At 66.0% G+C, this 23655-nt stretch carries 22 protein-coding genes; 9 read left to right on the top strand and 13 right to left on the bottom strand.

The window, feature by feature from the left end; translation table 11 throughout:
- Nucleotides 1-48 precede the first annotated feature (48 nt).
- The 4 genes from ON44_RS01455 to ON44_RS01440 all read right to left on the bottom strand — a co-directional run bounded on the left by ON44_RS01455 (nucleotide 49) and on the right by ON44_RS01440 (nucleotide 7469).
- A complete protein-coding gene (locus ON44_RS01455; RefSeq protein ID WP_040685927.1) occupies nucleotides 49-2100 on the bottom strand; it encodes an ABC transporter ATP-binding protein in 2052 nt (683 codons plus the stop codon).
- Complete coding sequence (locus ON44_RS01450; protein WP_040685926.1) at nucleotides 2097-3917, bottom strand: ABC transporter ATP-binding protein; 1821 nt, start codon at nucleotides 3915-3917, stop codon at nucleotides 2097-2099. The genes ON44_RS01455 and ON44_RS01450 overlap by 4 nt, the downstream gene beginning before the upstream one ends.
- Nucleotides 3918-4192: 275 nt before the next feature.
- Entirely contained in the window at nucleotides 4193-6112 is a 1920-nt protein-coding gene (fadD32, locus tag ON44_RS01445) for a long-chain-fatty-acid--AMP ligase FadD32 (protein WP_174414956.1), read from the bottom strand.
- 106 nt (nucleotides 6113-6218) lie between these two features.
- Nucleotides 6219-7469, bottom strand: a complete 1251-nt coding sequence (locus tag ON44_RS01440) for a KasA/KasB family beta-ketoacyl-ACP synthase (protein ID WP_040685961.1) — start codon at nucleotides 7467-7469, stop codon at nucleotides 6219-6221.
- Nucleotides 7470-7708: 239 nt separating this feature from the next.
- Here ON44_RS01440 and ON44_RS01435 point away from each other — a divergent pair, with 239 nt between their 5' ends.
- From ON44_RS01435 to ON44_RS01425, 3 genes are all read left to right on the top strand, one after another.
- Complete coding sequence (locus ON44_RS01435; RefSeq protein ID WP_040685925.1) at nucleotides 7709-8863, top strand: DNA cytosine methyltransferase; 1155 nt, start codon at nucleotides 7709-7711, stop codon at nucleotides 8861-8863.
- A 13-nt stretch (nucleotides 8864-8876) separates the two neighbouring features.
- Nucleotides 8877-9305, top strand: a complete 429-nt coding sequence (locus ON44_RS01430; protein ID WP_040685924.1) for a very short patch repair endonuclease — start codon at nucleotides 8877-8879, stop codon at nucleotides 9303-9305.
- A gap of 329 nt (nucleotides 9306-9634) precedes the next feature.
- Entirely contained in the window at nucleotides 9635-10345 is a 711-nt protein-coding gene (locus tag ON44_RS01425; RefSeq protein ID WP_245566967.1) for a DUF998 domain-containing protein, read from the top strand.
- On the opposite strand, the gene ON44_RS01420 is transcribed toward ON44_RS01425, so the two are convergent.
- Nucleotides 10342-11910 carry an esterase-like activity of phytase family protein gene (locus ON44_RS01420; RefSeq protein ID WP_040685922.1) on the bottom strand — a complete coding sequence of 523 codons (1569 nt, stop codon included), beginning with the start codon at nucleotides 11908-11910 and terminating at the stop codon, nucleotides 10342-10344. The genes ON44_RS01425 and ON44_RS01420 overlap by 4 nt on opposite strands.
- A 71-nt stretch (nucleotides 11911-11981) precedes the next feature.
- Between ON44_RS01420 and ON44_RS01415 the strand changes: the two genes are divergently transcribed.
- Together ON44_RS01415 and ON44_RS01410 are read left to right on the top strand one after the other, a co-directional pair.
- Entirely contained in the window at nucleotides 11982-12392 is a 411-nt protein-coding gene (locus tag ON44_RS01415) for a RidA family protein (RefSeq protein ID WP_040685921.1), read from the top strand.
- A 10-nt stretch (nucleotides 12393-12402) separates the two neighbouring features.
- Nucleotides 12403-13131, top strand: coding sequence for a maleylpyruvate isomerase family mycothiol-dependent enzyme (locus ON44_RS01410; RefSeq protein ID WP_040685960.1), 729 nt, complete (start codon nucleotides 12403-12405; stop codon nucleotides 13129-13131).
- Here ON44_RS01410 and ON44_RS01405 read toward each other — a convergent pair.
- The 5 genes from ON44_RS01405 to ON44_RS01385 form a co-directional block, all read right to left on the bottom strand.
- Nucleotides 13094-13546, bottom strand: a complete 453-nt coding sequence (locus ON44_RS01405; RefSeq protein WP_040685920.1) for a hypothetical protein — start codon at nucleotides 13544-13546, stop codon at nucleotides 13094-13096. The two genes, ON44_RS01410 and ON44_RS01405, sit on opposite strands and share 38 nt — an antisense overlap.
- Entirely contained in the window at nucleotides 13543-14625 is a 1083-nt protein-coding gene (locus tag ON44_RS01400; RefSeq protein WP_245566966.1) for a molybdopterin-dependent oxidoreductase, read from the bottom strand. The genes ON44_RS01405 and ON44_RS01400 overlap by 4 nt, the downstream gene beginning before the upstream one ends.
- A 146-nt stretch (nucleotides 14626-14771) precedes the next feature.
- Nucleotides 14772-15434, bottom strand: coding sequence for a methyltransferase domain-containing protein (locus ON44_RS01395; RefSeq protein ID WP_040685919.1), 663 nt, complete (start codon nucleotides 15432-15434; stop codon nucleotides 14772-14774).
- Nucleotides 15431-16126: a TIGR04282 family arsenosugar biosynthesis glycosyltransferase gene (locus ON44_RS01390; protein WP_051181298.1), complete on the bottom strand. Its 696-nt coding sequence runs from the start codon at nucleotides 16124-16126 to the stop codon at nucleotides 15431-15433. The genes ON44_RS01395 and ON44_RS01390 overlap by 4 nt, the downstream gene beginning before the upstream one ends.
- Complete coding sequence (locus ON44_RS01385; protein WP_040685917.1) at nucleotides 16123-16794, bottom strand: glycosyltransferase family 2 protein; 672 nt, start codon at nucleotides 16792-16794, stop codon at nucleotides 16123-16125. Before ON44_RS01385 ends, ON44_RS01390 begins: the two co-directional genes overlap by 4 nt.
- A 124-nt stretch (nucleotides 16795-16918) precedes the next feature.
- Between ON44_RS01385 and ON44_RS01380 the strand changes: the two genes are divergently transcribed.
- From ON44_RS01380 to ON44_RS01370, 3 genes are read left to right on the top strand one after another with little or no spacing between them, the layout of a single operon-like run.
- Nucleotides 16919-18241: a hypothetical protein gene (locus ON44_RS01380; protein ID WP_373283115.1), complete on the top strand. Its 1323-nt coding sequence runs from the start codon at nucleotides 16919-16921 to the stop codon at nucleotides 18239-18241.
- A gap of 3 nt (nucleotides 18242-18244) precedes the next feature.
- Nucleotides 18245-18940, top strand: coding sequence for a response regulator transcription factor (locus ON44_RS01375; RefSeq protein WP_040685916.1), 696 nt, complete (start codon nucleotides 18245-18247; stop codon nucleotides 18938-18940).
- Nucleotides 18933-19958 (top strand): sensor histidine kinase, encoded by a 1026-nt coding sequence (locus ON44_RS01370; RefSeq protein ID WP_040685957.1) that lies wholly within the window; start codon nucleotides 18933-18935, stop codon nucleotides 19956-19958. Before ON44_RS01375 ends, ON44_RS01370 begins: the two co-directional genes overlap by 8 nt.
- Nucleotide 19959: 1 nt before the next feature.
- Here ON44_RS01370 and ON44_RS01365 read toward each other — a convergent pair whose 3' ends face one another.
- Together ON44_RS01365 and ON44_RS01360 are read right to left on the bottom strand one after the other, a co-directional pair.
- Nucleotides 19960-21012 carry an NAD-dependent epimerase/dehydratase family protein gene (locus ON44_RS01365; RefSeq protein WP_040685956.1) on the bottom strand — a complete coding sequence of 351 codons (1053 nt, stop codon included), beginning with the start codon at nucleotides 21010-21012 and terminating at the stop codon, nucleotides 19960-19962.
- Between the two features lie 321 nt (nucleotides 21013-21333).
- Nucleotides 21334-22011: a winged helix-turn-helix transcriptional regulator gene (locus ON44_RS01360; protein WP_040685915.1), complete on the bottom strand. Its 678-nt coding sequence runs from the start codon at nucleotides 22009-22011 to the stop codon at nucleotides 21334-21336.
- Nucleotides 22012-22454: 443 nt separating this feature from the next.
- On the opposite strand from ON44_RS01360, the gene ON44_RS01355 reads away from it, so the two are divergent.
- On the top strand, nucleotides 22455-22883 hold the full coding sequence (locus ON44_RS01355; protein WP_040685914.1) for an organic hydroperoxide resistance protein: 429 nt from the start codon (nucleotides 22455-22457) through the stop codon (nucleotides 22881-22883).
- A gap of 201 nt (nucleotides 22884-23084) precedes the next feature.
- Here the strand turns inward: ON44_RS01355 and ON44_RS46410 are convergent, their stop codons facing one another.
- On the bottom strand, nucleotides 23085-23606 hold the full coding sequence (locus tag ON44_RS46410; RefSeq protein ID WP_157187019.1) for a carboxymuconolactone decarboxylase family protein: 522 nt from the start codon (nucleotides 23604-23606) through the stop codon (nucleotides 23085-23087).
- Nucleotides 23607-23655: the final 49 nt, after the last annotated feature.

Raw genomic sequence — 23655 nt, 5'->3', positions numbered from 1 at the left:
TGGGTTCGTCACGTATCTACCGTAAGCGACGCACGCGCCTTGCCCGCATCACACCAGTGACTCTCGCCATGCCGCGTGCAGGCTGGCGAACCGGCCGGTGCCCCCGATGAGCTCGCTCGGCGTGCCGTCCTCGACGATCCGACCCGATTCCAGCACCAGCACGCGGTCGGCGATGGCGACCGTGGAGAGCCGGTGCGCGATGATCACGGCGGTGCGATCGCGCAGCACCGTCTCCAGCGCTCGCTGGATCTGCCGCTCGCTCGGAATGTCCAGACTCGAGGTCGCCTCGTCCAGCACGATCACCGCCGGATCCGCGAGGAACACCCTGGCGAACGCGACCAGCTGCCGCTGCCCCGCCGACAATCGCCCACCGCGTTTGCGCACGTCGGTGTCGAAGCCCTCGGGCAGCGCGGTGACGAACTCGTACAGCCCGACCGCGCGCGCCGCCGCGAACACCTCCGCATCACTGGCCTCCGGCCGGCCGAGCCGAATATTGTCGGCCACCGATCCGGAGAACAGATACGACTCCTGCGTAACCATCACGACATTGCGCCGCAGATCCGCATCGGACAACCGCCGCAGGTCGATACCGTCCAAGGTGACCGTGCCGCCCGACGGGTCGTAGAACCGCGTCAACAACTTGGCCAGCGTGGACTTGCCCGCACCGGTCGCACCGACCAGCGCGATCACCTGCCCCGCCGGAATCTCCAGGGAGAACTCCGGCAATACCGGACGCGCTCGACCGCGCTCCTCGGATTGCGGCACAACACCTTCGATCTCTGCCGATGCCGCGCCGCTCGGCATCGCGCCAACCGTGGTCACCGGCGTCGCACCCGGGCCGTCCGAAACGGACTCGGCCGATGCCGCGCCGCTTGGCATCGCTCCAACCGCGATCGGCTGCGCAGTCCCAGGGCTCTCCGAACCGGCTGGAGATCCGTAGCCGAACCACACCTGGTCCATCCGCACGGCACCCGTTGCCTTCGCCAACGCGATCGGCTCCTCCGGCTCCCGAACCGAGGGTTCCTCCTCGAGTACACCGGAGATCTTCTCCAGCGCAGCCGCCGCGGACTGGTAGGCGTTGAATACCTGGGCGAGTTCGTCGAGCGGGCCGTAGAACTCGTTGAGATACAACAGGTATGCCGCGAGGACGCCGACGGCGAGGTTGCCCTCGATCACCTGCCAGGCGCCGACCACGATGACGATCGCCGTCGTCAGATTGCCGAGCAGCCGGGTGAGACCGGCATAGTCGCCCATGCCGCGCATCGCGGCGGTGGTGGCCTGGAAGTATTCGGCGTCCTCGGTTGCCAGCACCGATTCGTTGCGGGCCTCGCGACGGAAGGCCTGCACCGCGCGCATGCCGCCCATCGACTCCACGAACTGCACGACCACTTTCGCGATGGCGCCGCGGGTGCGCCGGTAGCCCGCCCGCTGCCTGCGCTGCGCCCAGCGGGTGACCAGCGCCAATGGCACGAATCCGAGCAGCACGATGGCGGCGAGTGTCTGATCGAGGTAGATCAGCAGGACCGCGATGGTCAGCACCGAAAGGATCGCGCTCAGTGCCTGATTCAGCGCGCTCTCCAGCAACTGCTGCAGAGTTTCGATATCACCGGTCAGTCGCGCGACGACCTTGCCGGAGGTGTACTGCTCGTGGAAGGCCACGCTGAGCCGCTGCATATGGGCGAACAGCCGGACCCGCAGATCGAAAAGCACACTCTGGCTGAGCCTTCCGGAGATCCGCAGGAAGACGAAGGTGGTGAAGACTCCGACGCCGACCGCGCAAACGTAACCCGCGACGGTGCGCGCCAAGGGCGCCCAGTTCCCCGCGACGCCCTCGGCGATGCCGGTGTCGAGCCCGTGCGCGACGAACAACGGTGCCGACACCATCGCGGCATTGTCGAGCACGATCAGCAGCAGGGCGAAGACCGCGAGTTTGCGGTACGGCCGGACCAGGCTCAGCAGCAGGCGCCGAGATCGACCGGCCAGCACCAGGTTCCCGGTCTCGGTGACCGCCTTGTCCTCGTTGGCGATGCCGCGCCAGTCGGCGACCTGGTCGCGGTCGGCCGAATCGTCTGCGGGGACGGCGGTTTCGGTGGTGGTCATGATTCACCGCCCATCAGTTCGCGGTAGCGACCGCTGGTTTTCAGTAGTTGATCGTGGGCGCCCTCCGCGACGATCCGGCCGTCGGCGACCAGCGCCACCCGGTCGGCCAGTGCCGCGGTCGAAGGTCGGTGCGCCACAAGCAATGTGGTTGCACCGGCCAGTACCGTGCGCAGCCGTTCCTGTACGCGCTCCTCGGTCTCCACGTCGAGTGCGGACAGCGGGTCGTCGAGCACCATGATCCGAGTCCGCTCCCCCGCGCTTTCGCGCGCGAGCACCGCGCGGGCCAGGGCCAGCCGCTGGCGCTGACCACCGGACAGGCTCAGCCCCTGCTCTCCGATTCGGGTATCCAGTCCCCACGGCAGGTCGTTCACGAAATCGGTGGCCTGGGCGACATCCAGCGCGCGCCGCACATCGTCGTCGGTGGCCTCCGGATCGCCGAGGGCGACGTTCTCCCGCACACTCGCCGAGAACAGCACCGGTTCCTCGAATGCCACCGAGACCAGCGAACGCAGATCGGAGACCCGCATCGACGCGATATCGATGCCGTCGATGGTGATGGCGCCGTCGGTCACGTCGTAGAGCCGCGGAATCAGGTTGAGCAGCGCCGTCTTGCCGCTACCGGTCGCGCCGACCAGCGCCACCGTCTCACCCGGGCGCACCTTCAGCGAAATATCGTGCAGCACTTCATCCTTCGCGTCCGGAAAGGCGAAACGCACTCCGTGCACAGTCAGTTCGCCGACGATCCGCTCCGGCAGTGCCACCGGATCCGTGGGATCGGCGATTTCGACGGGGGTGTCGATGATCTCCCAGAACCGGTCCGCCGCCGTGCGCGCATCGTTCCACTCGGCGAGCAGGAAGCCGGTCCAGATGATCGGCCACTGCAGGAAGGTCGCCAGTGTGATGCTCGCGACCAGGGTGCCGAGCGTCATCGTCTCATTGGCGACGGCGTAACCGCCGTAGCCGAGCGCGAAGGCGATGGCCAGCTGCGGCAGGCACACCATCGCCGACCAGAGCGTGGCGTCCAGCCGCACCTTGAGCAGTTCGGTCTGCTGCAGTTCCCGTGACTGCGCGGTGAACCGCCCACCGAAGAACGCACCGCGACCGAATGCCTTCAGCACCCGGATGCCCTGCGCGGACTCCTCGGCAGTGGTGGCGAGGTCACCGGCCTGATCTTGCGAGCGCCGCGAGGCCACACCGTAGCGCCGCTCGAATCGCAGGCAGACGTAGGACAGCGGGATCGCGAGGAACGCGAAGGTCAGCCCGATCTGCCAGCTCAGCGCGAACAGCACCACCAGACCGATCGGGATCACGATGAAGTGGATGATCAGGAACGGCCCCGCGAATGCGACGAACCGCTTCATGGTGCCCATATCGTCGACCGCGCGGGAGAGCAGCTGGCCGGACTCCCAGGCATCGTGCCGCCCGATCGAGAGCGTCTGCAGCTTGCGGAAGATCTTGGCGCGCATATCGATCTCGAACTGGGCCGCGGGCTTCGCGATCAGCCATCGCCGGCCCCAAACGCCGCACGCCTCCAGCAGACCGAGCGATAGCACCAGCAGCACCGGAAACACGACGCCGCCGAAATCGCGCCGCTGGATCGGGCCGTCGATAATTCGCGCGATGACCAGCGGAATCATGATCGCCGTCAGGGTGGCGAGCACCGCGAGCGTGGTGGCGCCGAGCAGCATGAACCGATGCGGCCGCAGATACGGCCAGAACCGAAGAAGCGATTGCAGGCGGCCCGGCACCGCGGCGGCGGGCCGCTCCGGTCTGTCGACCTCCGTGTCGGCCAATGGCGTATCGAGCGTGACGGACAAAGCTCCCCCTTGTGATCGTCTTGGATTGGCTGTGTCGCGAACGGATCCCCGGTGATGTTCGCATCGGGGTCCGACATTTCAGCGTGGCATCAGTCCCGAGATCGACCAACCGATTTTCCGCCACGTCCACAGCAAACAACCTCGAGTAACCTCGAGGTCAAGAACCCCCGCGACACCCCCGATCCGCGCCATAGACGCACCGCACACGACATCGGCGCCCAGATTCCCAGGCGCCGATGGCCGTTGCTTCAATTGTACCGTCATATAACCCGAGCTCAGACGGACATTTGCTCCGGTTCCACCGGTGCGTCCGGAAAGTCCTGCTGCTGATAGCCGCCACGCAATGTGCCCTCCAAATACGCGGTGCGGCAGGCGCGCCGGGCGATCTTGCCGCTGGACGTGCGCGGAATCGAGCCCGCCGGAACCAGCAGCAGATCACGCACCATGACGCCGTGGCGCTGTGCGATCGCGCCGCGCACGATATCGGCGATCGGCTGCGGATCCAGCTTCGCCGCACCGGTGCCGCGCTCGGCCACGATGACCAACTGCTCCGAGGTGTCATCGGCATCGAAGGCGAGGCCGGAATGGCTGCCCTGTTCGAATACCGATGCGGGCAATTGATTCGCGGGCACCGAGAATGCCGCGACGAATCCGGGCCGCAGTGCGGTGCTGGATTCCTGCGCCGAGAATTCCAGATCCTGCGGATAGTGGTTGCGCCCGTCGACGATCACCAGATCCTTCACCCGGCCGGTGATATACAGCTCGCCCTCCAGGTAGACACCGAAGTCGCCGGTGCGCATCCACTTCGCGTCCGTATCGGTGCCCTGTGCGTGACTGCCTTCCGATAGTCGCTGCGCCAAGATGTTGTGGAAGGTCGCGGCGGTTTCATCCGGCCGACCCCAGTACCCGATGCCCATATTGTCGCCGTGCAGCCAGATTTCGCCGACTTCGCCGTTACCGCGCTCGATGCCGGTTTCCGGATCGACGATCACCGCCCACTGCGATAGCGCCACGTAACCGCACGACACCTGCGCGATCGAATTCTCCGCGCCCTTCGGCACTTCCACCATCCGACCCGCATTGAGCTCATTGCGATCGACGTAGACGACCTTCGCCTCATCCTCGGCTTTGGTCGCGGAAACGAACAAGGTCGCCTCGGCCATGCCGTAGCAGGGCTTCAGCGCGGTCTTGGGCAGACCGTACGGCGCGAACGCCTCGTTGAATTTCTGCATCGACGACACCGAAACCGGCTCGCTGCCGTTGATCAGCCCGATCACATTCGAAAGATCCAGTTCCTCACCGGCTTTCGGCTTACCGCGGGCCGCCGCATGCTCGTATGCGAAATTCGGTGCGGCCGCGAAAGTTCCGGCGCCGTCGGAGGCGGCGGCCAGTTCCTTGATCCAGCGATACGGCCGCCGCACGAAAGCGCTCGGCGACATGATCGTGATGAATCCGCCGCCGATGGTCGGCAGGATCACGGACAGCAGACCCATATCGTGGAATAGCGGCAGCCAGGTGACGCCACGCGAATTCTCTTGCACCCCAATGGCATCGATCATCTGCAGCAGATTGGTGCCGACCCCGCGGTGGGTGATCTCGACACCGGCCGGGGTCCTGGTCGAGCCCGACGTGTACTGCAGATAGGCGACGCTGTCGATATTGATTTCCGGTCGCACCCAGGTCGAGCCGACGCTGTCCGGAATCGCGTCCACCGCAATAATCCGCGGACGTTGGACCGCCGGGAGGTGCCGGAAAAAATTCCGTACCCCCGCCGCGGCCGAACCGACTGTCAGAATCGCCGACGGCGTGCAGTCATTGAGCACCGCATGCAGGCGATCGGTATGACCCTGCTCCTCCGGATCGAACAGCGGCACCGCGATATTGCCCGCGTAAACCGCCGCGAAGATCGAGACGACGTAGTCCAGCCCCTGCGGGGCCAGCACCGCCACCCGATCACCCTGCCGAGTCACCTGCTGCAGCCTGGCCGCGACGGCACGCAGCCGCACGCCGAATTCGTGCCAGGTCAATTCGATGTACTCGCCGTCACGCTCGCGCGAGTAGTCGATGTAGCGGTAGGCGAGGTCGTCGCCGTTCTCCGCGCTGTGCTTGTCGACGAAGTCGATCAGGGTCTTATCGCCACGGATTTTGATATTGCCCTGATCGTCCAAATAGTCGTCGAAGGTCTCGTCGATCATCGCCTTATCCTTTTGCCAACGCAGGCACTCAGGCCGTGCGATTACACCGAACACAGGTCGATAACGAAGCGTCGGGAAGGCTAGCAGGTGCGCCTTCCCGACTTATTCAGTACCGCCCGAAGGCGATCGCGACATTGTGTCCGCCGAAACCGAACGAGTTGTTCACGGCGTAGTCGATTCGTCCGGGGCGGGCCTGGCCCTTGACCACATCGAGCTCGATTTCCGGATCCTGATTGTCCAGATTCAGTGTCGGCGGAACGATGCTGTCGCGCACCGAGAGCACCGTCAGCACCGATTCCAGGGCGCCGACCGCGCCGATCGAATGACCCAGTGCGGATTTCGGTGCGTAGACCGAAACATGGTCGCCCACGGCGGCATTGATGGCCTGCGCCTCGGCGGTATCGCCGATCGGCGTCGCGGTCGCGTGCGCATTGACGTGGCCGACATCGCTTTTGCTGATACCGGCCTTCTGCATGGCCCTGGTCATCGCCCGCGCGGCACCCTTGCCCTCGAGATCGGGTGCGACCAAATGGAAGGCGTCGGAGGTGATCCCAGCACCCATCAGCCGTGCGTGAATCGTCGCGCCGCGTGCCTTGGCGTGCTCCTCGGTTTCGATGACCATCATCGCGCCCGCCTCACCGAAGACGAATCCGTCGCGATCCTTGTCGAATGGTCGGGAGGCGGCCCTCGGGTCCTCGTTGCGGGTGCTCATGGCGCGCATCATGGTGAACGCCGCGATCGGCACGGCCTGGATGGAACCCTCGACACCGCCGGCGACCACCATGTCGGCATCGCCCATCACGATCATCTGCCAGGCATTGGCGATCGCCTCCGAACCCGACGAGCAGGCCGAGACCGGCGTCACCACACCCGCTTTCGCGCCGAGTTCGAGGCCGACGCAGGCGGCCGAGCCGTTGGGCATGATGCGCTGCACGGTCAGCGGCGACACCTTGCGGTAGCCGCCGTTCTGCAGCCGGTCGCGCGCGTCGGTGATGAATTCGCCGCCGCCGAGGCCGGTGCCGATGGCGACGCCGAGGCGGTTCTTGTCCACTTCCGGGCTGCCCGCATTGCGCCAGACTTCACGGGCCAGCACCACGGCCATCTGCTCCACATAGGACAGCTGTTGCGTCTCCTGCCTGGTCAGGCAAGCCGACGGCTTGACCTTCAGATGTCCACCGATGCGCACGGGTAGCTCGAACTGCTCGATAAAGCTGTCCTCGAGGACATCGATACCGCTCTCACCGTTGAGCAGGCCCTTCCAGGTGGAGTCGACATCACCGGCGATCGAAGTGGTCGCCGCCAGACTGGTCACGACAACGTTGGGATAGTTTCCGTTCTTGGTGGACGGAATCTGCATTTCGCTCACTTTCCTGGCGTCACTCTTGGGGTAAACCGGGAACTGCGCGTGGAAGGTCATCGAACGACCGAGCAAACCGTGATTCGACCGTGGGCATTGCTCGGGCAAACCGGTCGGATCGGGTGCTCGACACAATACCGTGGCGGTCGCTGGTCGTCGCATTCAATGCTCGAGTAACCTGCTGAGCGGATACGCAGCGCTGGTGGTTCCGAGCGATCCGCGAGCAACCGCGAGAAGGGATGACTGTGACGGGCGGGCGGATGGTCGGGCTGTTCGCCGGTATCGGCGGGCTGGAGCTCGGCCTCGGCCACCACGGCTGGCACACCGAGCTGCTGTGCGAGATCGATCCCGGTGCGCAGGCGGTGCTCGCCGCGCGCTTTCCCGGGATTCCGTTGCAGGGGGACATCACTCGGCTGCGTGCCCTGCCCGCCGGGACCGAGCTGGTCGCCGCCGGATTTCCCTGTCAGGACCTGTCGCAGGCCGGACGGACCGCGGGCATCACCGGGAAGCGCTCCGGTCTGGTGGACGAGGTGTTCCGGCTGGTGCGCCGGCAGCGTGGACCGCGCTGGCTGTTGATCGAGAATGTGCCGTTCATGCTGCAGTTGGGTCGTGGGGCCGCCATGCGGCACATCACGAGCGCGCTGGAGGAGCTCGGCTACACCTGGGCATACCGGTTGGTGGACGCGCGCGCGTTCGGGCTGCCACAACGCCGTCAGCGGGTGCTGATGCTGGCCTCGCGCACCGAGGATCCGCGCCGGGTGCTGTTCGCCGACGATGCCGGACCACTCGATCTCGGTGACCCGGAACAGGATCCGTGCGGGTTCTACTGGACCGAGGGTGTGCGCGGGCTCGGCTGGGCGGTGAATGCGATCCCGACGCTCAAGGGCGGTTCGGCGCTGGGCATCGCGAGTCCGCCCGCGGTGCGGCTGCCATCGGGCGAGCTCGTCACACCGGGCATCGTCGACGGCGAGCGGCTGCAGGGCTTCGACGCCGACTGGACCGAACCGGCGACCACGGTGCCCGGAATTCGGCACGGGCACCGGTGGAAGCTGATCGGGAATGCGGTGAGTGTGCGGATGGCGTCCTGGGTCGGCGCACGACTGGCCGAGCCGCTGGACCCGATTCCCGGCGATGAGCCGTTGCCGCAGGGGCGGCCGTGGCCGGTCGCCGCGTGGGGGCGCGCGGGTAACGCCTATCGGGTGCCGGTTTCGACCTGGCCGGTGCACGAGCCGTACGAGGACCTGCAGCATTTCCTCACCGATTCGCGACTGCTCTCGGCGCGTGCGACCGCCGGGTTCCTGCGGCGCACCGGAATGGGCAATCTACGGTTCCCGCCCGGATTTCTGGCCGATGTGGAAAGTCATCTCGACCGGATGGGCGGCTGGGCGGCATGAGGTTCGGTGCGTCATGAACCCGGCTCGGCGTCCGCTCACCGATGCCGCGACCAGTGCGCGGATGGCCCGCCAGCGGCGGACCGGAACCCGGCCCGAACTCGCGCTACGCCGGGAATTGCATCGGCGCGGACTGCGCTATTACGTCGATCGCGCACCCTTGCGCGGACAGCGTCGGCGGGCGGATCTGGTGTTTCCCCGGCTGCGTGTCGCGGTGTATGTGGACGGATGTTTCTGGCATCGATGCCCGCAGCACGCGACCGATCCGAAGAACAACGCGCAGTGGTGGGCGGACAAATTGAGCGGAAATGTGGCCCGTGACCGGGCCACCGATGCTGCGCTGGCGGCCGAGGGATGGCTGGTGATCCGTGTCTGGGAGCACGAAAATGCCGTTGTGGCGGCGGACCGGATCCAGACCGTATTGGCCGCGCGAGGCGCTGGCTGACCCTTTCGAGCGACCTGCAAGCAGTCGCTAGCGGCCCCTTTCGAACGACCTGCAAGCAGTCGCTAGCGGCGCTCCCGCACCCGAACCAGCGAGCGCGGCGCGTGCGCGGCCAGGTAGCCGGACACCGCCATTACCGTCAGCACCAGCATTCCGGCGATTGCCGTTGTGATTCCGATCATGGGGACCTCCTCAGGTCTACCAACCATCGTCGACGGAGCTGACAGAACCCTGTGTTCGAGTTGGTAATGAGGTGTGTGAAAGACCGGTCGGTGCGGACACACGCACCTACTGTTGAACACCGGACCAACGAGGAGACGGAGAATGGTCCAGTGACTGATAGCCGTAGGCTCGCCGAACGCCACGTCCGGGTGGCCTGCGGGCTCATCGCGGCCGCGATCGCGATCGCCGGACTCTGCTATTCGTCGTGGTTGCTGGAATTCGTGCTGAAGATCGACGTCGATCCGGTCAACTCCTTCCTCAGCGAACTCGATGCCGTGGGCAAACCGCATCGCGAGTTGTTCGCGACCGCCGACAAGATCGTCGGCGCGTTGCTGATGCCGGCCGCGATCGCCGGGCTGCTGTTATTTCCGCGCCGCAGATTCACCACCATCGGCTGGGTCGCGCTGTTCTGCTTCGGCGCCGCGACCATCGGCGACGTGCTGCTCCCACTCCGCGACTGCAGCCCGCAGGACAACGCCGAATGCGGCGGCGGTGGCAGCGAACTGTTCCCGCAATTGCATCAGCCGCACGCGCTGACCAGCACCATCGCGGTCACCGCTATCGCCATCGCGACCTTCGCGTTCAGTGTGGCCGCCTTCCGATATCACCGGTGGCGGATCCTGCGCGAGGCCGGTGTGGTGGTGCTGGTGATCGGGTCGGCGGCGACCGTGTGGATGTTGGTCGCCGACAACCTGACCGGCAATTACGCGCTCGGCATCGCCCAGCGGATCCAGGTCGGATCGATGTCGCTGTGGCTGATCACATTGGCGGCCGCGGTGATTCTGGAAGGCCGCGAGTGGGTCGAGAGTGATTCGAGTTAGTCGACCTTGATCTCGACCGTGTGAGTGTCGAGTTTCGCGGGCAGTTCGGTGGTGTCGACTTCGAGGATTTCGCCGGTGTCCTGCAGACCGTTGGGCAGCGTCTTCGGCTTCAGGCCGAAGGGTGGCTGGTCGCCCTTGCCTGCGGCAAGGCCGAAATCGCTGTCGTTGGCGATGTAGAGGGTCTTACCGCCGTCGAGCGTCGCGACGCCTTCGATCTTGTCGTGACCGAAGAACTTGCCGTCGGCGTTCAGGCTGGTGACCAGGGCGGCGAAATCCAGGTTCGCGGTCTTCGCGGCTGGGGTGACGCCCACTTTCTTCAGCGCCACGGTTGCGTCATTCGTCGAGACGGTGCCGACCAGGGTTTCCAGCGGCTTGCCGTCGATCTGGAGGCCGCCGCGTTCCGGATCGTATTGCGCGCCGGGGACCTTCGACTCCGGGCCGATGTCGGTGGCGCCGGAGATATCGATGGTCCACAGCTTCTTATCGGCCTTCGGAGGCAGGTTGCCGTCGCGTTCGTCGACCAGGAAAGTGGTGGCGCTCAGCGCGGTGATCTCGGAGACGGCCAACTTGCTGGTCTTCGGATCCTGCAGCGGGAGTACGAATTCCTTGATCGCCTTGGTTTTCAGATCGACGGTGACGATGCGGGTCATCGGCACATCTTTGGCCGAACCGCCGAGGCCGGGGGTATTCAGGCCGCTCTGGACGACGCCGACGAGGGTCGCACCGTCGGGTGTGATGGTCAGGCCCTCCATGCCCTGGTTCGGGGTGCGCAGCGAAAGTTCCCTGGGCAGACCGGATCCCGGGGCGAATCGTTCCAGTTCGCCGCCCTTGGCGTCGAAATGCACCAGGAACGGGCCGTATTCGTCGGAGATCCAGAAGGTGCCGTCCGGCAACGCGACCAGCCCCTCCGGGTCGAGGCCGTGGTCGGTGGGCGGCAGGACGTTTCCGGCGAGGTCCTTGATGGTTTCGCCGGTGCTCGCGGCGACATCGACCTGGCCGTTGAACGGGGTGCCGTTGGCGGTGTGCAGATCGATCGTGGATTGCAGGACCGCGCGATTGCCGACCAGCTTGAATCGGCCGATCTTCGGCACGAAACCCGGTGTCGGGGTGAGCTTCTCGTTCTTGCCGGGACCGTCCACATTGGGGCCGCGATCGGTGAGTCCGTAGAACTCCCCCGGTGCGCCCGGCGCCGGGGTCCATGCCGAGCCGTAGCCGCTGGCCTGCACGGTGGTGCCGCCGAATTCGCCGAGCGGCGGAATGTCGGTGGTGTACAGGCGAACCGCGTCGGTGGTGGTGACCTTCAGCTCGTCGGTGCCGGTGTAGCCCGCCTTCGGCTGGTAGACCAGTGCGCCGTCGAGGCGGCGGGTCAGCGTGCCGTGTTCCGGATCGGCGATCGTCACGGCGGCGGTGCCACCCGTGGCGGCCAGCAGGTCGTCCAGGGAGATCACCAGCGGCTGGTCCTTGGCCACGGTGAAGTCGGCCTTGGCATCCGAGGACGAGCAGCCTGCGGCCAGCACGCCCACACAGAGGACGGCGACCGCGGTGATACGAGGGTGCGCTTTCATCGTGTCTGCCTATCGCAGACAGCCGACAAATGCCCTACGTCCGAATGACCAGTTGGTGTCATGCTGTCGCCATGGGTGATCGGATGAATATCGCGTCGGTTTCGGAGTTCGAGGATATCGTCGGCTACTCGCGGGCGGTTCGCGTCGGCAATACCGTCGCCGTCAGCGGCACAACGGCCTCGCTGCCCGGTGGCAATGCGGTCGGCGGCGACGATATCGGCGAGCAGACTCGAGAAGCGCTGCGCCGCATCGGCACCGCACTCACCGAGGCGGGTGCGAGCCTGGCCGATGTTGTTCGGACGCGGATCTTCGTCACCGATATCGCTCGCTGGCCCGACGTCGCGAAGGCGCACGCCGAGGTATTCGGCGATATCCGTCCGGCCGCGTCGATGTACGAGATCAAGGCGCTGATCACGCCCGCGCTGCTGGTGGAGATCGAGGCGGACGCGATTTGTGCGGCGGTTCCGAGTTCGGATCGCTAATGTCGGTTCGGTGACCAGCGACGCGCCGGAGACCACCGTTCAACTCGAAACCGTCGCCGCGGCGACGAACCGTCTGCTCGACACCATTCGAGGGCTCGACGATGACGTGACCGTGCCCTCGCTGCTGCCCGGGTGGACCCGGGGGCATCTGCTCGCACACATCGCGCGCAATGCCGACAGTCTGGTCAATCTGCTGCTCTGGGCGCGGACCGGGATCGAAACACCGCAGTACGCCAGCATGTTCATCCGGGATGCCGATATCGAGGCGGGTGCGCCGCGGCCACTTGCCGAGCAGTCGGCCGATAACGAAGCGGCGGCGAATCGCTGGCTGGCGCTTGCGCAGACCGCTCCCGAGGAGGCGTGGACGGCGACCGTTCGGACCCGGCAGGGGCGGCCTATTCCGGCGAGCGAGGTCATTTGGATGCGGCTGCAGGAGGTGGAGATCCATCATGTCGATTTGGCGGCCGGTTACCAACCTGGTGATTGGCCGAAGGATTTCGTTGCTCGGCTGCTTCCGCGGGCGGCTGCTGATTTGACAAAGGGGTTTGCCGCTGAGGGTGATCCGGCGGCCGCGTTCGAGGTGCGAGCCACTGATACGGGTTTCACCGCGACCGTCGGGAGTGGGTCTGCGGACCACACCGTCAGCGGGCCCGCATCTGCGCTACTCTCCTGGCTCCTTGGTCGTTCCGAAGGCGCAGACCTCAGTGGCGTGCTACCGACGCTTCCCTCATGGAAATAGCATCCCGAGATCCTCGGCGGGACCGGACGGCCACAGCGTGGGCGAGGAAGACCAGCGACCACACGAGGATCAAGGCGACTGCCAGTCCGACAGGATAGTTGCGGTCCAGGACGGTGGGATTGCTCGGCATGCCGTCGCCACGGTCGAGGACCGGGAGGGCGATCAGTACCAGCGCGACCGAGCAGATGGCACCACAGGCGGTGACGGCCCACCAGGTGCGTGGCAGTAGGTGGCGAGCTGTGAGCCCGAGTGCGGCGCAGATCGGGGCGAAGACCGCGTCGTGCAGCAGGATCCCGCCCGCGAACCAGATCGCGATCGAGTCGAGATCTGTTGGGGGTAGGTCGAATAATGCGCTGATGCCGTACCAGCCGAGCCAACTGCCGACGAGGAGCAGCAGTATGCGGGCCGCGATCATGGCAGCACCTCGATTTCGGACAGCCATTTCGTTTGCAGGACGCCGGGTCGGTTGGGTGCGATGAGACGGCATGGGTAGCCGTGGTCCAGATCGAGGGTTTCGCCATTGATGGTCAGGGCGACCAGGGTGCTGTCGTCGACCGCATGACGTTGCGGGAGAATCGAACTCCCGTAGATGCCGGTTTGCTCCAGCGAGCGGAAGCGGATATCGCCACCGGAATAGTCGCCGACCGCCGCCAGCAAATCCAGCAGGCGCACCCCGGACCAGTCGGCTCCCGCGCTCCAGCCTTCGACGCAGGCAATCGGCAAGCGGGCCCGAGTCTGCGGCAGGGAAAGCAGTTCGTCCCTGGTGAATTGGCGCTGCCGATCGCCAATGGTGACCGTCAACCGGTACTCGGGATCACGGGCCCGGTCACCGACCCCGGCTGCCGCGGCCGATCGGTTGACCGGAACGCCCTGTGGCCCGTGCCCACTGCGCGGCGCGAGCACCGCAGCCCAGCGCAGGAAAGGAATCGTCTGCCCGGCAACGGCCAACCCCGCTGCGACGGCAGCGACACCACCACCCGTCAGCACCGCACGTCGCGAGATGTGCGACCGCGTACTGGTATCGGCAGGCGGCTCGGTCGGGGATTCGACCAGCCGATATTGCAGAGCGTCCCGGATGACGGGAAGTTTGACGGCCAAATGCACGGCCAGTGCGCCCACGGCGACGTAGGCCATGGCGTAGTGCGCGGTGGGGAAGAAGAACTTCCACGGGTAGTACTGGGCGATATTGAGGAGCCCGGTCGACAGCTGGAAGATCGTCGCGCCGACCAGGATCGCGATGGAGCCGCGTTCGAGGATTCGCAATGGCGAACCGATGATCGGGCGGTGGAACAGTCTGGGGTACACCGCCCAGAGCTTCACCAGCAGCAGTGGGATCGCGGCGACACCCGAGATCACATGCGCGCCCTGGGTTACCCGATACAGCCAGACAGGATGGGCGGGCCACCAGAACCAGCTCGGTGGATGCTGAATCCAGTGGCTGAGCAAACCGGTGCTGAAGCACAGCAATATCGCGCTGCCGAGAGCGATTCCCACGCGACTCGCGACCGCGGGTCCCCGTGCGGATGTCACCCGTGGGCGCGCGGAAGTCACCTGTTCCCCTATGCCCTTCGTGACGCCAGACCAACGGGCGAAATTCGTACGAAATCGCGCTGGCGGTTCCATCCAGCTGCCGCGCTTCATCACAACCCCCACCGACTACTCGAAGCGGGCCTGCCAGATCGCAACCAGGCGATATGCCGACCGGACACCTCCATCGCCGTCACCATGCGGAACCCGGCCGCCGCGGCGAGCTCTTCCGCGCGATCGATCCCCACCCGCGCCCACGGAAACCATTCCCCCACTCGGTCTCTCGTCTCGAGCCGAATCGGATTCGACACCACACCCGCACCGGGACGGGCGAATTCGACCACCGCGATGCCATTGCGAGCGAGGAGCTCGCCCGCGCGGGTCAACAAGCGGACCGGATCGCCACCGATCCCGATATTGCCGTCCGCCAGGATCGCGTAGGACCAACGGCCGGAGCCGGGCAGCGGTCCGAACAGGTCGCGCCGCAATGCGGGCGCTCCACGAAATCTGGTGGTAGCCACGGCCATCGGCGAGATATCGACACCCAACGCGATGACGCCGCGCTGCAGCAGTGCCGTGACCAGCCGTCCCGGACCGCATCCCAGGTCGAGCGTCGGTCCATCGCAACAGCAGGTCAGCGCGGAATCGGCCGGACGGTCGGCGGCGTCGAAGCCCAGCCAGCGCCGGGTGCGCAGGGGATGGCGTCGTCCGTCTGTATCGCGCACCCAGCAGTCCTCACCCGCCAGCGCGAGGTCGAAGATATCGAAACCGCTCATCGGTGTGCCAGCAGGTTGTGGTGCAGTCGCTCGATCAAGCGCGCGAACCGCCCGTCGGATTCGCGCGCCGCCTGGAGTGCGTCGGCGAAGGTATCGACATCGTTGTAGCGCGGCAGTGAGCGCACACGAAGTCCACAGCTCCGCATGGCTTCTAGGGTGAGCTCGCCGGTTTGATCGGTCGACATGGGAACGTCGACGAGTGTGCGCGCCGCCTGGGGTGTCGGCAGCCCGAGTGCCCACCAGCCGCCGTCGTCGGCGAGACCGAGCAGTGCGTCGCCGCGCAACACCAGCTCGCGGGCGGCCCAACTCAGCACCTCCGGGCCGACCTGCGGTGTGTCCATGCCGATCTGCAAAACCGGCAGACCGTACCGCGCGGCATCGGCGTGCGCGTTGGCCAAGCGTTCGCCGAAAGACCCACCACGCTGCGGGATGACGTCGAAATCAGTCAGCGCCCTCGCCACTTCATCCGCACACTCCGCATCCGCGAGCTCGCCGGTGAACGCGACGACATGGTGCGCGACCGGACTCCGCGACATCGACTCCAAGGTATCCAGCAGCGATGCCGCAGCGACTCGGGCCGCATCCGGAGGCGAAAGCGGCGGTGTCAGACGCGTTTTAGCGAGACCAGCAATCGGGGCCTTGGCCAGCACGAGCAGTGTCGCGGCCACCGGCGACGGTCGAAAGTAGTTCATCGCAGCACCGCCAAGAAGTCGCGAGTGGCGCGCAGAGTGCCGAGCCACGATCCGGATACCTTCGAAACCCCACCTGCCCGGGGCCGGTACGCGATATCACGTTCGACCACGCGCCACCCCGCTCCCGCCGCGCCGATGAGCAGTTGCAGCGGATAGCCGGAGCGGGTGTGCAACGGTCCGAGGGAAAGCAAAGCGGTCCGGCGGGCCACCCGCATGGCACCGATATCGTGCACGGGTAGCCCGTATCGTCGACGCAACCGCCCGGCGATGACCAGATTGCCGAGCCGCGCATGCCACGGCCACACACCGCGACGCACCGGCTTACGCCGTCCGACCGCCAAATCGGCACCCGCCCGCACCAATTCGACCAGCGGCGGCAGCTCCCCCGGATCCATCGATCCGTCACCATCGAGAAAGGCGACCAAATCTGTGCTGGCCGAGTCGATCCCGGCCTGCACGGCAGCCCCGTACCCGGGGCTCGCCTCGGATACGACGGCGGCGCCGCACCGGCGGGCCACCTCGGCCGTCGCATCGGTCGAGCCATTGTCCACGACCAGCGCATGGAACCCGGCCGGGATGGCCGCGAGCACACCTGGCAACGCCTCAGCTTCGTCTCGGCACGGGATGACAACGGTCACGCCGCCCGGGTTGTGGAGGGTCTCGGTCACCTTTTCGACGCTAGGCCAGGCAGGCCGAATCGAGGCCGCAAAACTGGTGACGAAACAGTGACATCCGCGTTCAGAACCGCTCGAGCACGGGTTTTCCCGGGTCCGCGGCCCTATCGTGAGATTCGTGCATGATGTGACGGAGGCCGCGGTGCGGCCACGCGGCCGGATAGGTGGCGAGTATCTGGGAGCCGGATTTGCCGCCGCACTCACCCTGGCAGCATTTGTGGTACCGCGAATTTCCAGCGAACATTGGCGGAGCAAGCTCTACGCGGGTTCCGCCCCGATCTTCGGCAATTGGTTGCCGCATGTCGGCTGGGGTTCGGTACCGGCCATCGCGATCGCGGTGCTGGTCGTCCGGTTCGGTCCCGCGATGGCCGAGTCGCTGCCCTGGCGACGGCTACTCGCGGTGTCTTGGGCGATGGCTCTGGCCTGGGCATTCGCATTGGCCATGATCGACGGCTGGCAGCGCGGATTCGCCGGACGACTCACCGACTCCCACGAATACCTGCACGAGGTCCCCGGCGTCCGCGATATCCCGGCCACATTGCGCGGATTCTCCGGCCGCATCCTGGATTTCCAACCGGATTCCTGGACGACCCACGTCTCCGGGCATCCACCCGGCGCGCTGCTGTTCTTCGTCCTGCTCGATCGCATTGGCCTGCGCGGCGGCGGTTGGGCGGGCATGGCGTGTCTACTGATCGGGTCCAGTGCGATTGTCGCGGTCGCGGTCACGCTGCGTGTACTCGGTGCGGCGGATCGAGCACGAAAGGCATTGCCGTTCTTGACGATAGCGCCCGGCGCGATATGGATCGCGGTTTCGGCGGACGCCATATTCGCGGGTGTCACGGCATGGGCGGTGGCGCTGCTGGCGATCGCGATCCGGCGGCCGTGGGTCGCGATCGCTTCCGGTGTGCTTTTCGGTCTCGGCATCTACCTCAGCTACGGCCTCGTGGTCATGGCGCTACCCGCGGGCGCGGTCCTGGTCGCGGGCCGAACAGTCCGGCCGCTGCTACCTGCTGCATTCGGCGCGCTGATCGTCGTGGCTGCCTTCACACTGACCGGTTTCTGGTGGCTCGATGGCTATCACCTGGTAGTCGAGCGGTACTACCAGGGCATCGCCTCCGAACGTCCGTACGTGTACTGGGTCTGGGCGAATCTCGCCGCCACCATCTGCGCGGTCGGCCTGGCCACCGCCGCCGGGCTACCGAGTGCACTGCGCAGACCATTCGATGCGACCGCGCACTTGGTAGCGGCGGGATTGTGCGCGATATTGGTGGCAGACCTCAGTGGCCTGAGCAAGGCGGAGACCGAGCGCATCTGGCTGCCCTTCGACATCTGGCTGCTCACCGCGACCGCGTTTCTGCCGCGGTCCACCGTCCGAGTCTGGCTATTCCTGCAAGCGCTCGGCACGCTCGTACTCGCCCACACGATCCTGACGAATTGGTAATCCATGTCCATTCTGATCGCCGACGACGACCCGCTGGTCCGTGATGTGGTGCGGCGCTACCTCGAACGCGACGGACTGACCGTCGTGGAAACCGCGGACGGCGCCTCGACCCTGGCACAACTCACCGAACCCACCGGCGACCCCGTCGAACTGGCCGTCCTCGACGTCATGATGCCCGCCCCCGACGGCATCGAAATCTGCCGCGCGGTGCGTTCCGGCCCACGCCCGGACACCCCGATCATCCTGCTCACCGCCCTCGGCGACGAGGACGATCGCGTACTCGGCCTGGAGGCGGGTGCCGACGACTACGTCACCAAACCGTTCAGCGCCCGCGAGCTCGCACTGCGGGTCGCCTCGGTGCTGCGGCGTTCGCAGGCGACGCGGCAGCCGAGCACGGAGGTACTGCGCGACGGCGCGGTCGAGGTGCGGCCGGATTCGCAGTCGGCGCTGGTGGACGGCGGGCCGGTCGACCTGACCGCGCGCGAATACGATCTGCTCGTCTTCCTGCTGCGCCACCCGCACCAGGTGTTCAGCCGGGAGGAACTGCTGGCCAAGGTGTGGGGCTGGGATTTCGGCGACCTGTCCACGGTCACCGTGCACATCAAGCGGCTGCGGGCGAAACTCGGTGACCGGCATCGGATCGAGACGGTGTGGGGCCGCGGCTACATCTGGGGCCGGAATGGAGAATCCAGTGCCTGAGAACACCCTGCAATTGATCGGCTATGCGCTGGCCTGTTCGCTGCCGATCGTCGCCATCGGTGCGGCGATCCTGCGCGCCACCAGCAATCGCTCCATGACCGCGAGCATGGCTGTGCTGGTGCTGATTCCGACGCTGTCCACGCTCGCGGGCATTATCGGGGTCAGCGGGTTGATGTTCACCGATGAACTCGAGCGCACGGCGGTCGTGCTCGCGGTCGTCGCGGCGGTCACGGTGCCCGCCGCTCTGCTGCTCGGACGAGAACAGGCCCGCAAGACGGTCTGGGAGAAGCAGATCCGCGAGCAAGAGCGGATGGCGGAGCGCTCGCGCCGCGAACTCGTCGCCTGGGTGAGCCACGACCTGCGGACCCCGCTGGCCGGTATCCGCGCGATGGCCGAGGGACTTTCCGACGGCGTTGTCACCGGCACCGACGATGTGGCGCGTTACGCGGAACAGATTGTGCGCGAGACGGATCGGCTGTCGGTCATGGTGGACGATCTGTTCGAAATGTCGAAAATCAATGCGGGCGCGTTGCGTTTGGAACTGGAGCCGGTCGATCTGCGCGAGTTGATCGATGAGGTGCTGGCAGCGAACCGACCGAACGCCGAACGCGCCGAAGTCCTCCTGCGCGCGGACCAGCCCGACTCCGAAATCGTTGTCGCGGCGAGCGATCGAGCCCTCGGCCGAGTGCTGACGAACCTGGTCTCCAACGCGATCGCGCACACCCCACCCGGCGGCCAGGTCGCGATATCGGCAGGCACCTCCAACGGCCAGGCTTGGGCGCGCGTCGACGACACCGGCCCGGGTATCTCCGAGGCCGATCTGCCACGAATCTTCGAGGTCGCCTATCGCGGCACCGCCGCGCGCTCCCCGGTCGCCTCCGACGGCGTGTCCTCCGGCAGTGGTATGGGGCTCGCGATCGCCGCGGGTCTGGTCGAAGCCCACCACGGCGATATCACGGCCGAGAACCGAGAGCAGGGCTGCCGCTTCGAAGTTCGGCTACCGCTCAACGAAAACTGAACTACGCGACCGGCGCACCCGCCCCGGCAACCGCGCGCAGCGGCGCGAAGGCGAATTCGGCAAGGCCGTCGAGCGGATCCACCTGCGCGGTGAATCCCAGAACGCGTTGCGCCTGTTCGGGGCTCGCGACGATATGCCGCACGTCGCCGGGACGATAGCGTCCGGTGATCACCGGTTCGGGGCCACCGCGCGCCGCGGCCAACGTGGTGGCTACCGCGCCGATGGTGATCGGACGTCCCGAGGCGATATTGAGCGGAACGAAACCGGTATGCGCATATTCGACCGCCGCGAGATTCGCCGCGGCGATGTCACCGACATGCACGAAATCCCTCGCCTGCCTGCCGTCTTCGAAAACCTGCGGCGGCTCACCGGCCTCCAGCGCGGATCGGAAGATCGCGGCGACTCCGGAATATGGGGTATCCCTTGGCATATCGGGGCCATAGACATTGTGATAGCGCAATGCGGTGACCCCGGATTCGGTTACCGCCGCCCACGCGGCCGCATAGTGCTCCTGCGCCACTTTCGCCGCCGCATAAAGACTCCGCGGCCGTAACGGAGCATTCTCCGGTACCGCCTCCCAACTCATCACCTCATCCGAATCCGGGTCCCGATGCTCGAACATCCCGTTCTCGAGATCCCCGCGCCTGCGCACCCCGACCTCAACGGCCCGAGCCCCGCGATACCGCCCCTCCCCATAAACCACCATCGATGAAGCCAACACCAACCGTCGACACCCGGCCCGATCCATCGCCGCCAATAGGACCGCGGTCCCCAGGTCGTTATGACTCGCATAAGCAGGCGCATCCTGCGCACTCACCCCCGCCCCCACCACCGCCGCCTGATGACAAACCACATCGATCCCCCGCAACACCGAATCCAGCGCATCCGCATCCCGCACATCAACCAACCGCACGTTCTCCGGAACAATCGCACCAACCCCGTGCGCCGCAGGCAACATCACATCGATCGCCACCACCTCATGCCCCGCATCAATCAACTCCCGATGTACTCGCACGCCGATAAACCCAGCCGCGCCGGTCAGTAGCACCCGCATATCACCACCACCCCAGGTTCCGGTGCCGTACCCGCCTACCGTCCACGCCATCGTTTTCCGAGGTCATGCCCCCGATTCTGCGGCTAATTGCGCAACAATTGCCGCAACCCGGCCACGTCGTCAGACTTTCGTCACGTTCCCGGACCGGCGTATGCCGTCTCATTCCCCCGCGCCGATCCGGACCTTCCCACGACAACCGCCCACGCCGAGCGCGTAGCGGCACCTAGCGAGGAAGCTGACTCCGCCGCAGCACAGGCACCCGATGATCGAGAGTGCGTTGGACGCGCGGCTCGTTCCGACCAGGAGTGACGCCCCCTGGCCTTACCGGTCCGACTTTCGGGCGGATGGTGGCGGCAGGTGAAACAGGCCTTTGATCCTGCGCAGGGCTTGTTTGTCGCCGGTCGCGGATGCGACGCCGGTTTCGATCGCCTCGGCGAACGTCCGGCCTTGACTGGTCAGGCGGAGGAACTCCTGCTCACTGATAGTGATGATCGCGTCAGGGTGTTGAGCGGGTCCGTGCAGTGTCTCGATCGTTTCGTCATCGATGCGGGCGTGGAAGACCTCGTCGTCGATGCGGAACTCGTACACCGCGCGGAGTCCGGCGGCGGCCTCGGCATCGAAGCAAGCCCGTAGGCCGAGGACTGCCCAGCCCGGGTGGAACGTCTCGGTGGGATGCGGTTCGCTCATCGCCCACTTCAGACCCCACCGGGCCAGCGCCAGGATCGCGGACTCGAGTTCCGCGCCTGCCTCGGTGAGGGCGTATGCGGGGGTGCGAGCCGGGGGCGGGAGGGTGATCTTTTCTGCCAGTCCCTCACGTTCCAGATGTTTCAGGCGTGCGGCGAGCAGACCGGTGCCGAGACCGCGAAGGCTGGCCTGCAGGTCGCTGAACCGTTTGGGTCCGGTCAACAGTTCGCGGATCAGTAGCAATGTCCAGCGCTCGCCGACGAGATCGAGGGTGCGCGCGGTCGCGCAGTACTGGTTGTACGATCGCTGTTCCACTTCATCACTCTAAACTTTGCGCTTCTTATTTTTGAACAAGCACGAGGTCAGGAGCATTTCGGCAAGTGCCTCCGGTGCGGTCAGCATGACATTGTGCCGGCCGTTCAATGCGAGGGTCCGGTATCCCGCTGCTGCGGCGAACCGGTCGAAGGGGTAGGTCTGTGGCCGGCAGCAGATGGCCGTTCCGACAATCCGGTCGACGGCTCCGGTCCCCGTCGGCGTTGCAGTAGCGGGATGACGCGATCCCAGACCCAGGGCCGCGCCAAGCGCCGTGTACCAGAACGAACGTGGTCATTGGTGAATCTCCTTGCGCAGCGGGGGCAGAACTCGATCGGCGGATTCGGCCGGTATCGCGCCCTCTGGGTTACCAGATATCAGACTATTGACTTCCTGTTTTTGAAGTGCAAATGTTCTATTCTGTTACCTACGAAGGGAGTTCGAGAATGACCACTGCGCTGTACACGGCCGAGGCACATGTAACCGGAGGCCGAAACGGCCACGGGCGCACATCCGATGGTCGATTGGATCTGGACCTGCGCCAGCCCAAAGAACTGGGCGGAGACGGGGAGGGCGCAAATCCTGAGCAGCTCTTCGCGATCGGGTATGCCGCCTGTTTCGGCACGACGCTCGCTCTGATCGGGCGGCGAGCCGAACTCGAGGCGAACGACGCGCTCATCGACTCGTCGGTGTCACTGGTTCCGATCGACGGCGGCCGCTTCCAACTCGGTGTCGAACTGCGTATCACGCTGCCCTCGGTCACCGACGAACAGGCGATCGAGCTGGTCGAAACGGCCCACCAGGTGTGCCCGTACTCCAACGCCACGCGAGACAATATCGACGTGGCACTGGTGGTCAACGGCGCCCGGCTGTGACGCGCGCCGGATCAGCGTCAGCACGCCATCGATCCGCCGCCCTCAGCGGCGCATCCGCCCCACTCGCGAACCTGTAATACGCTGTAGTCCAGGCGATTACAGCATTGGCCGATTCGGGTGGCAGCCGACCCGGATCATGCCTTCGTGGGCATCGTGTCGGTCACGCCGAGTGTGTGCAGGGATTCGCCCCTCTCGAGCGATTCAAGCGCCGCGCGAAAGGAAACGTACGGGAGGCGGGGTTCGGTAACCGAAGGCTTTGATGAAGCGGGCGCCGATTTGGGCTTGGCCGGCTTCGAGCGCCTCGGCACCTACGGTATTCATTACTCGGTTGATGACGTTGAAAAGGGTTGCCACCCAGACAGCTTCGTCGAAAGCCTCGGCGGTGACGCCGGCCGCACGGACTTCATCGGCGTCGCCAGGGGCGAGGCCATCGGGATCGCGGACCATTTTGCCGACGAATTCGAGCATGGCGCGAGCTTCAGGGCGCAGGGGGGAGTTTTCGCCGTCGGCCAGGGCTTCATCGACCAGATCCGCGGCAATATAAGCGCCTGCGATGCCCCGGTGGGCGGAGTGGCAGAAGGGGCATTCATTGGACTGGGAGACCCTGGTTGCGAAGATTTCGCGTTCGGCGACGGTCCAGAAGGACGGTCCGCGCATGGCGACCTGGATGAGATCGGAAAGCGGGGTGCCGAAATAGCGGTGCCGGTAGCAGATGACCTTCATGACCGCGGGAACCTCGGTGCGACCCAACCGCTGCATGGTCGCGAACATG

The sequence above is a fragment of the Nocardia vinacea NBRC 16497 genome (genome assembly GCF_000308835.1).
In the GTDB taxonomy this organism is placed as follows: Bacteria; Actinomycetota; Actinomycetes; order Mycobacteriales; family Mycobacteriaceae; genus Nocardia; species Nocardia vinacea.
This window is presented reverse-complemented; position numbering and strand designations above follow the sequence as displayed.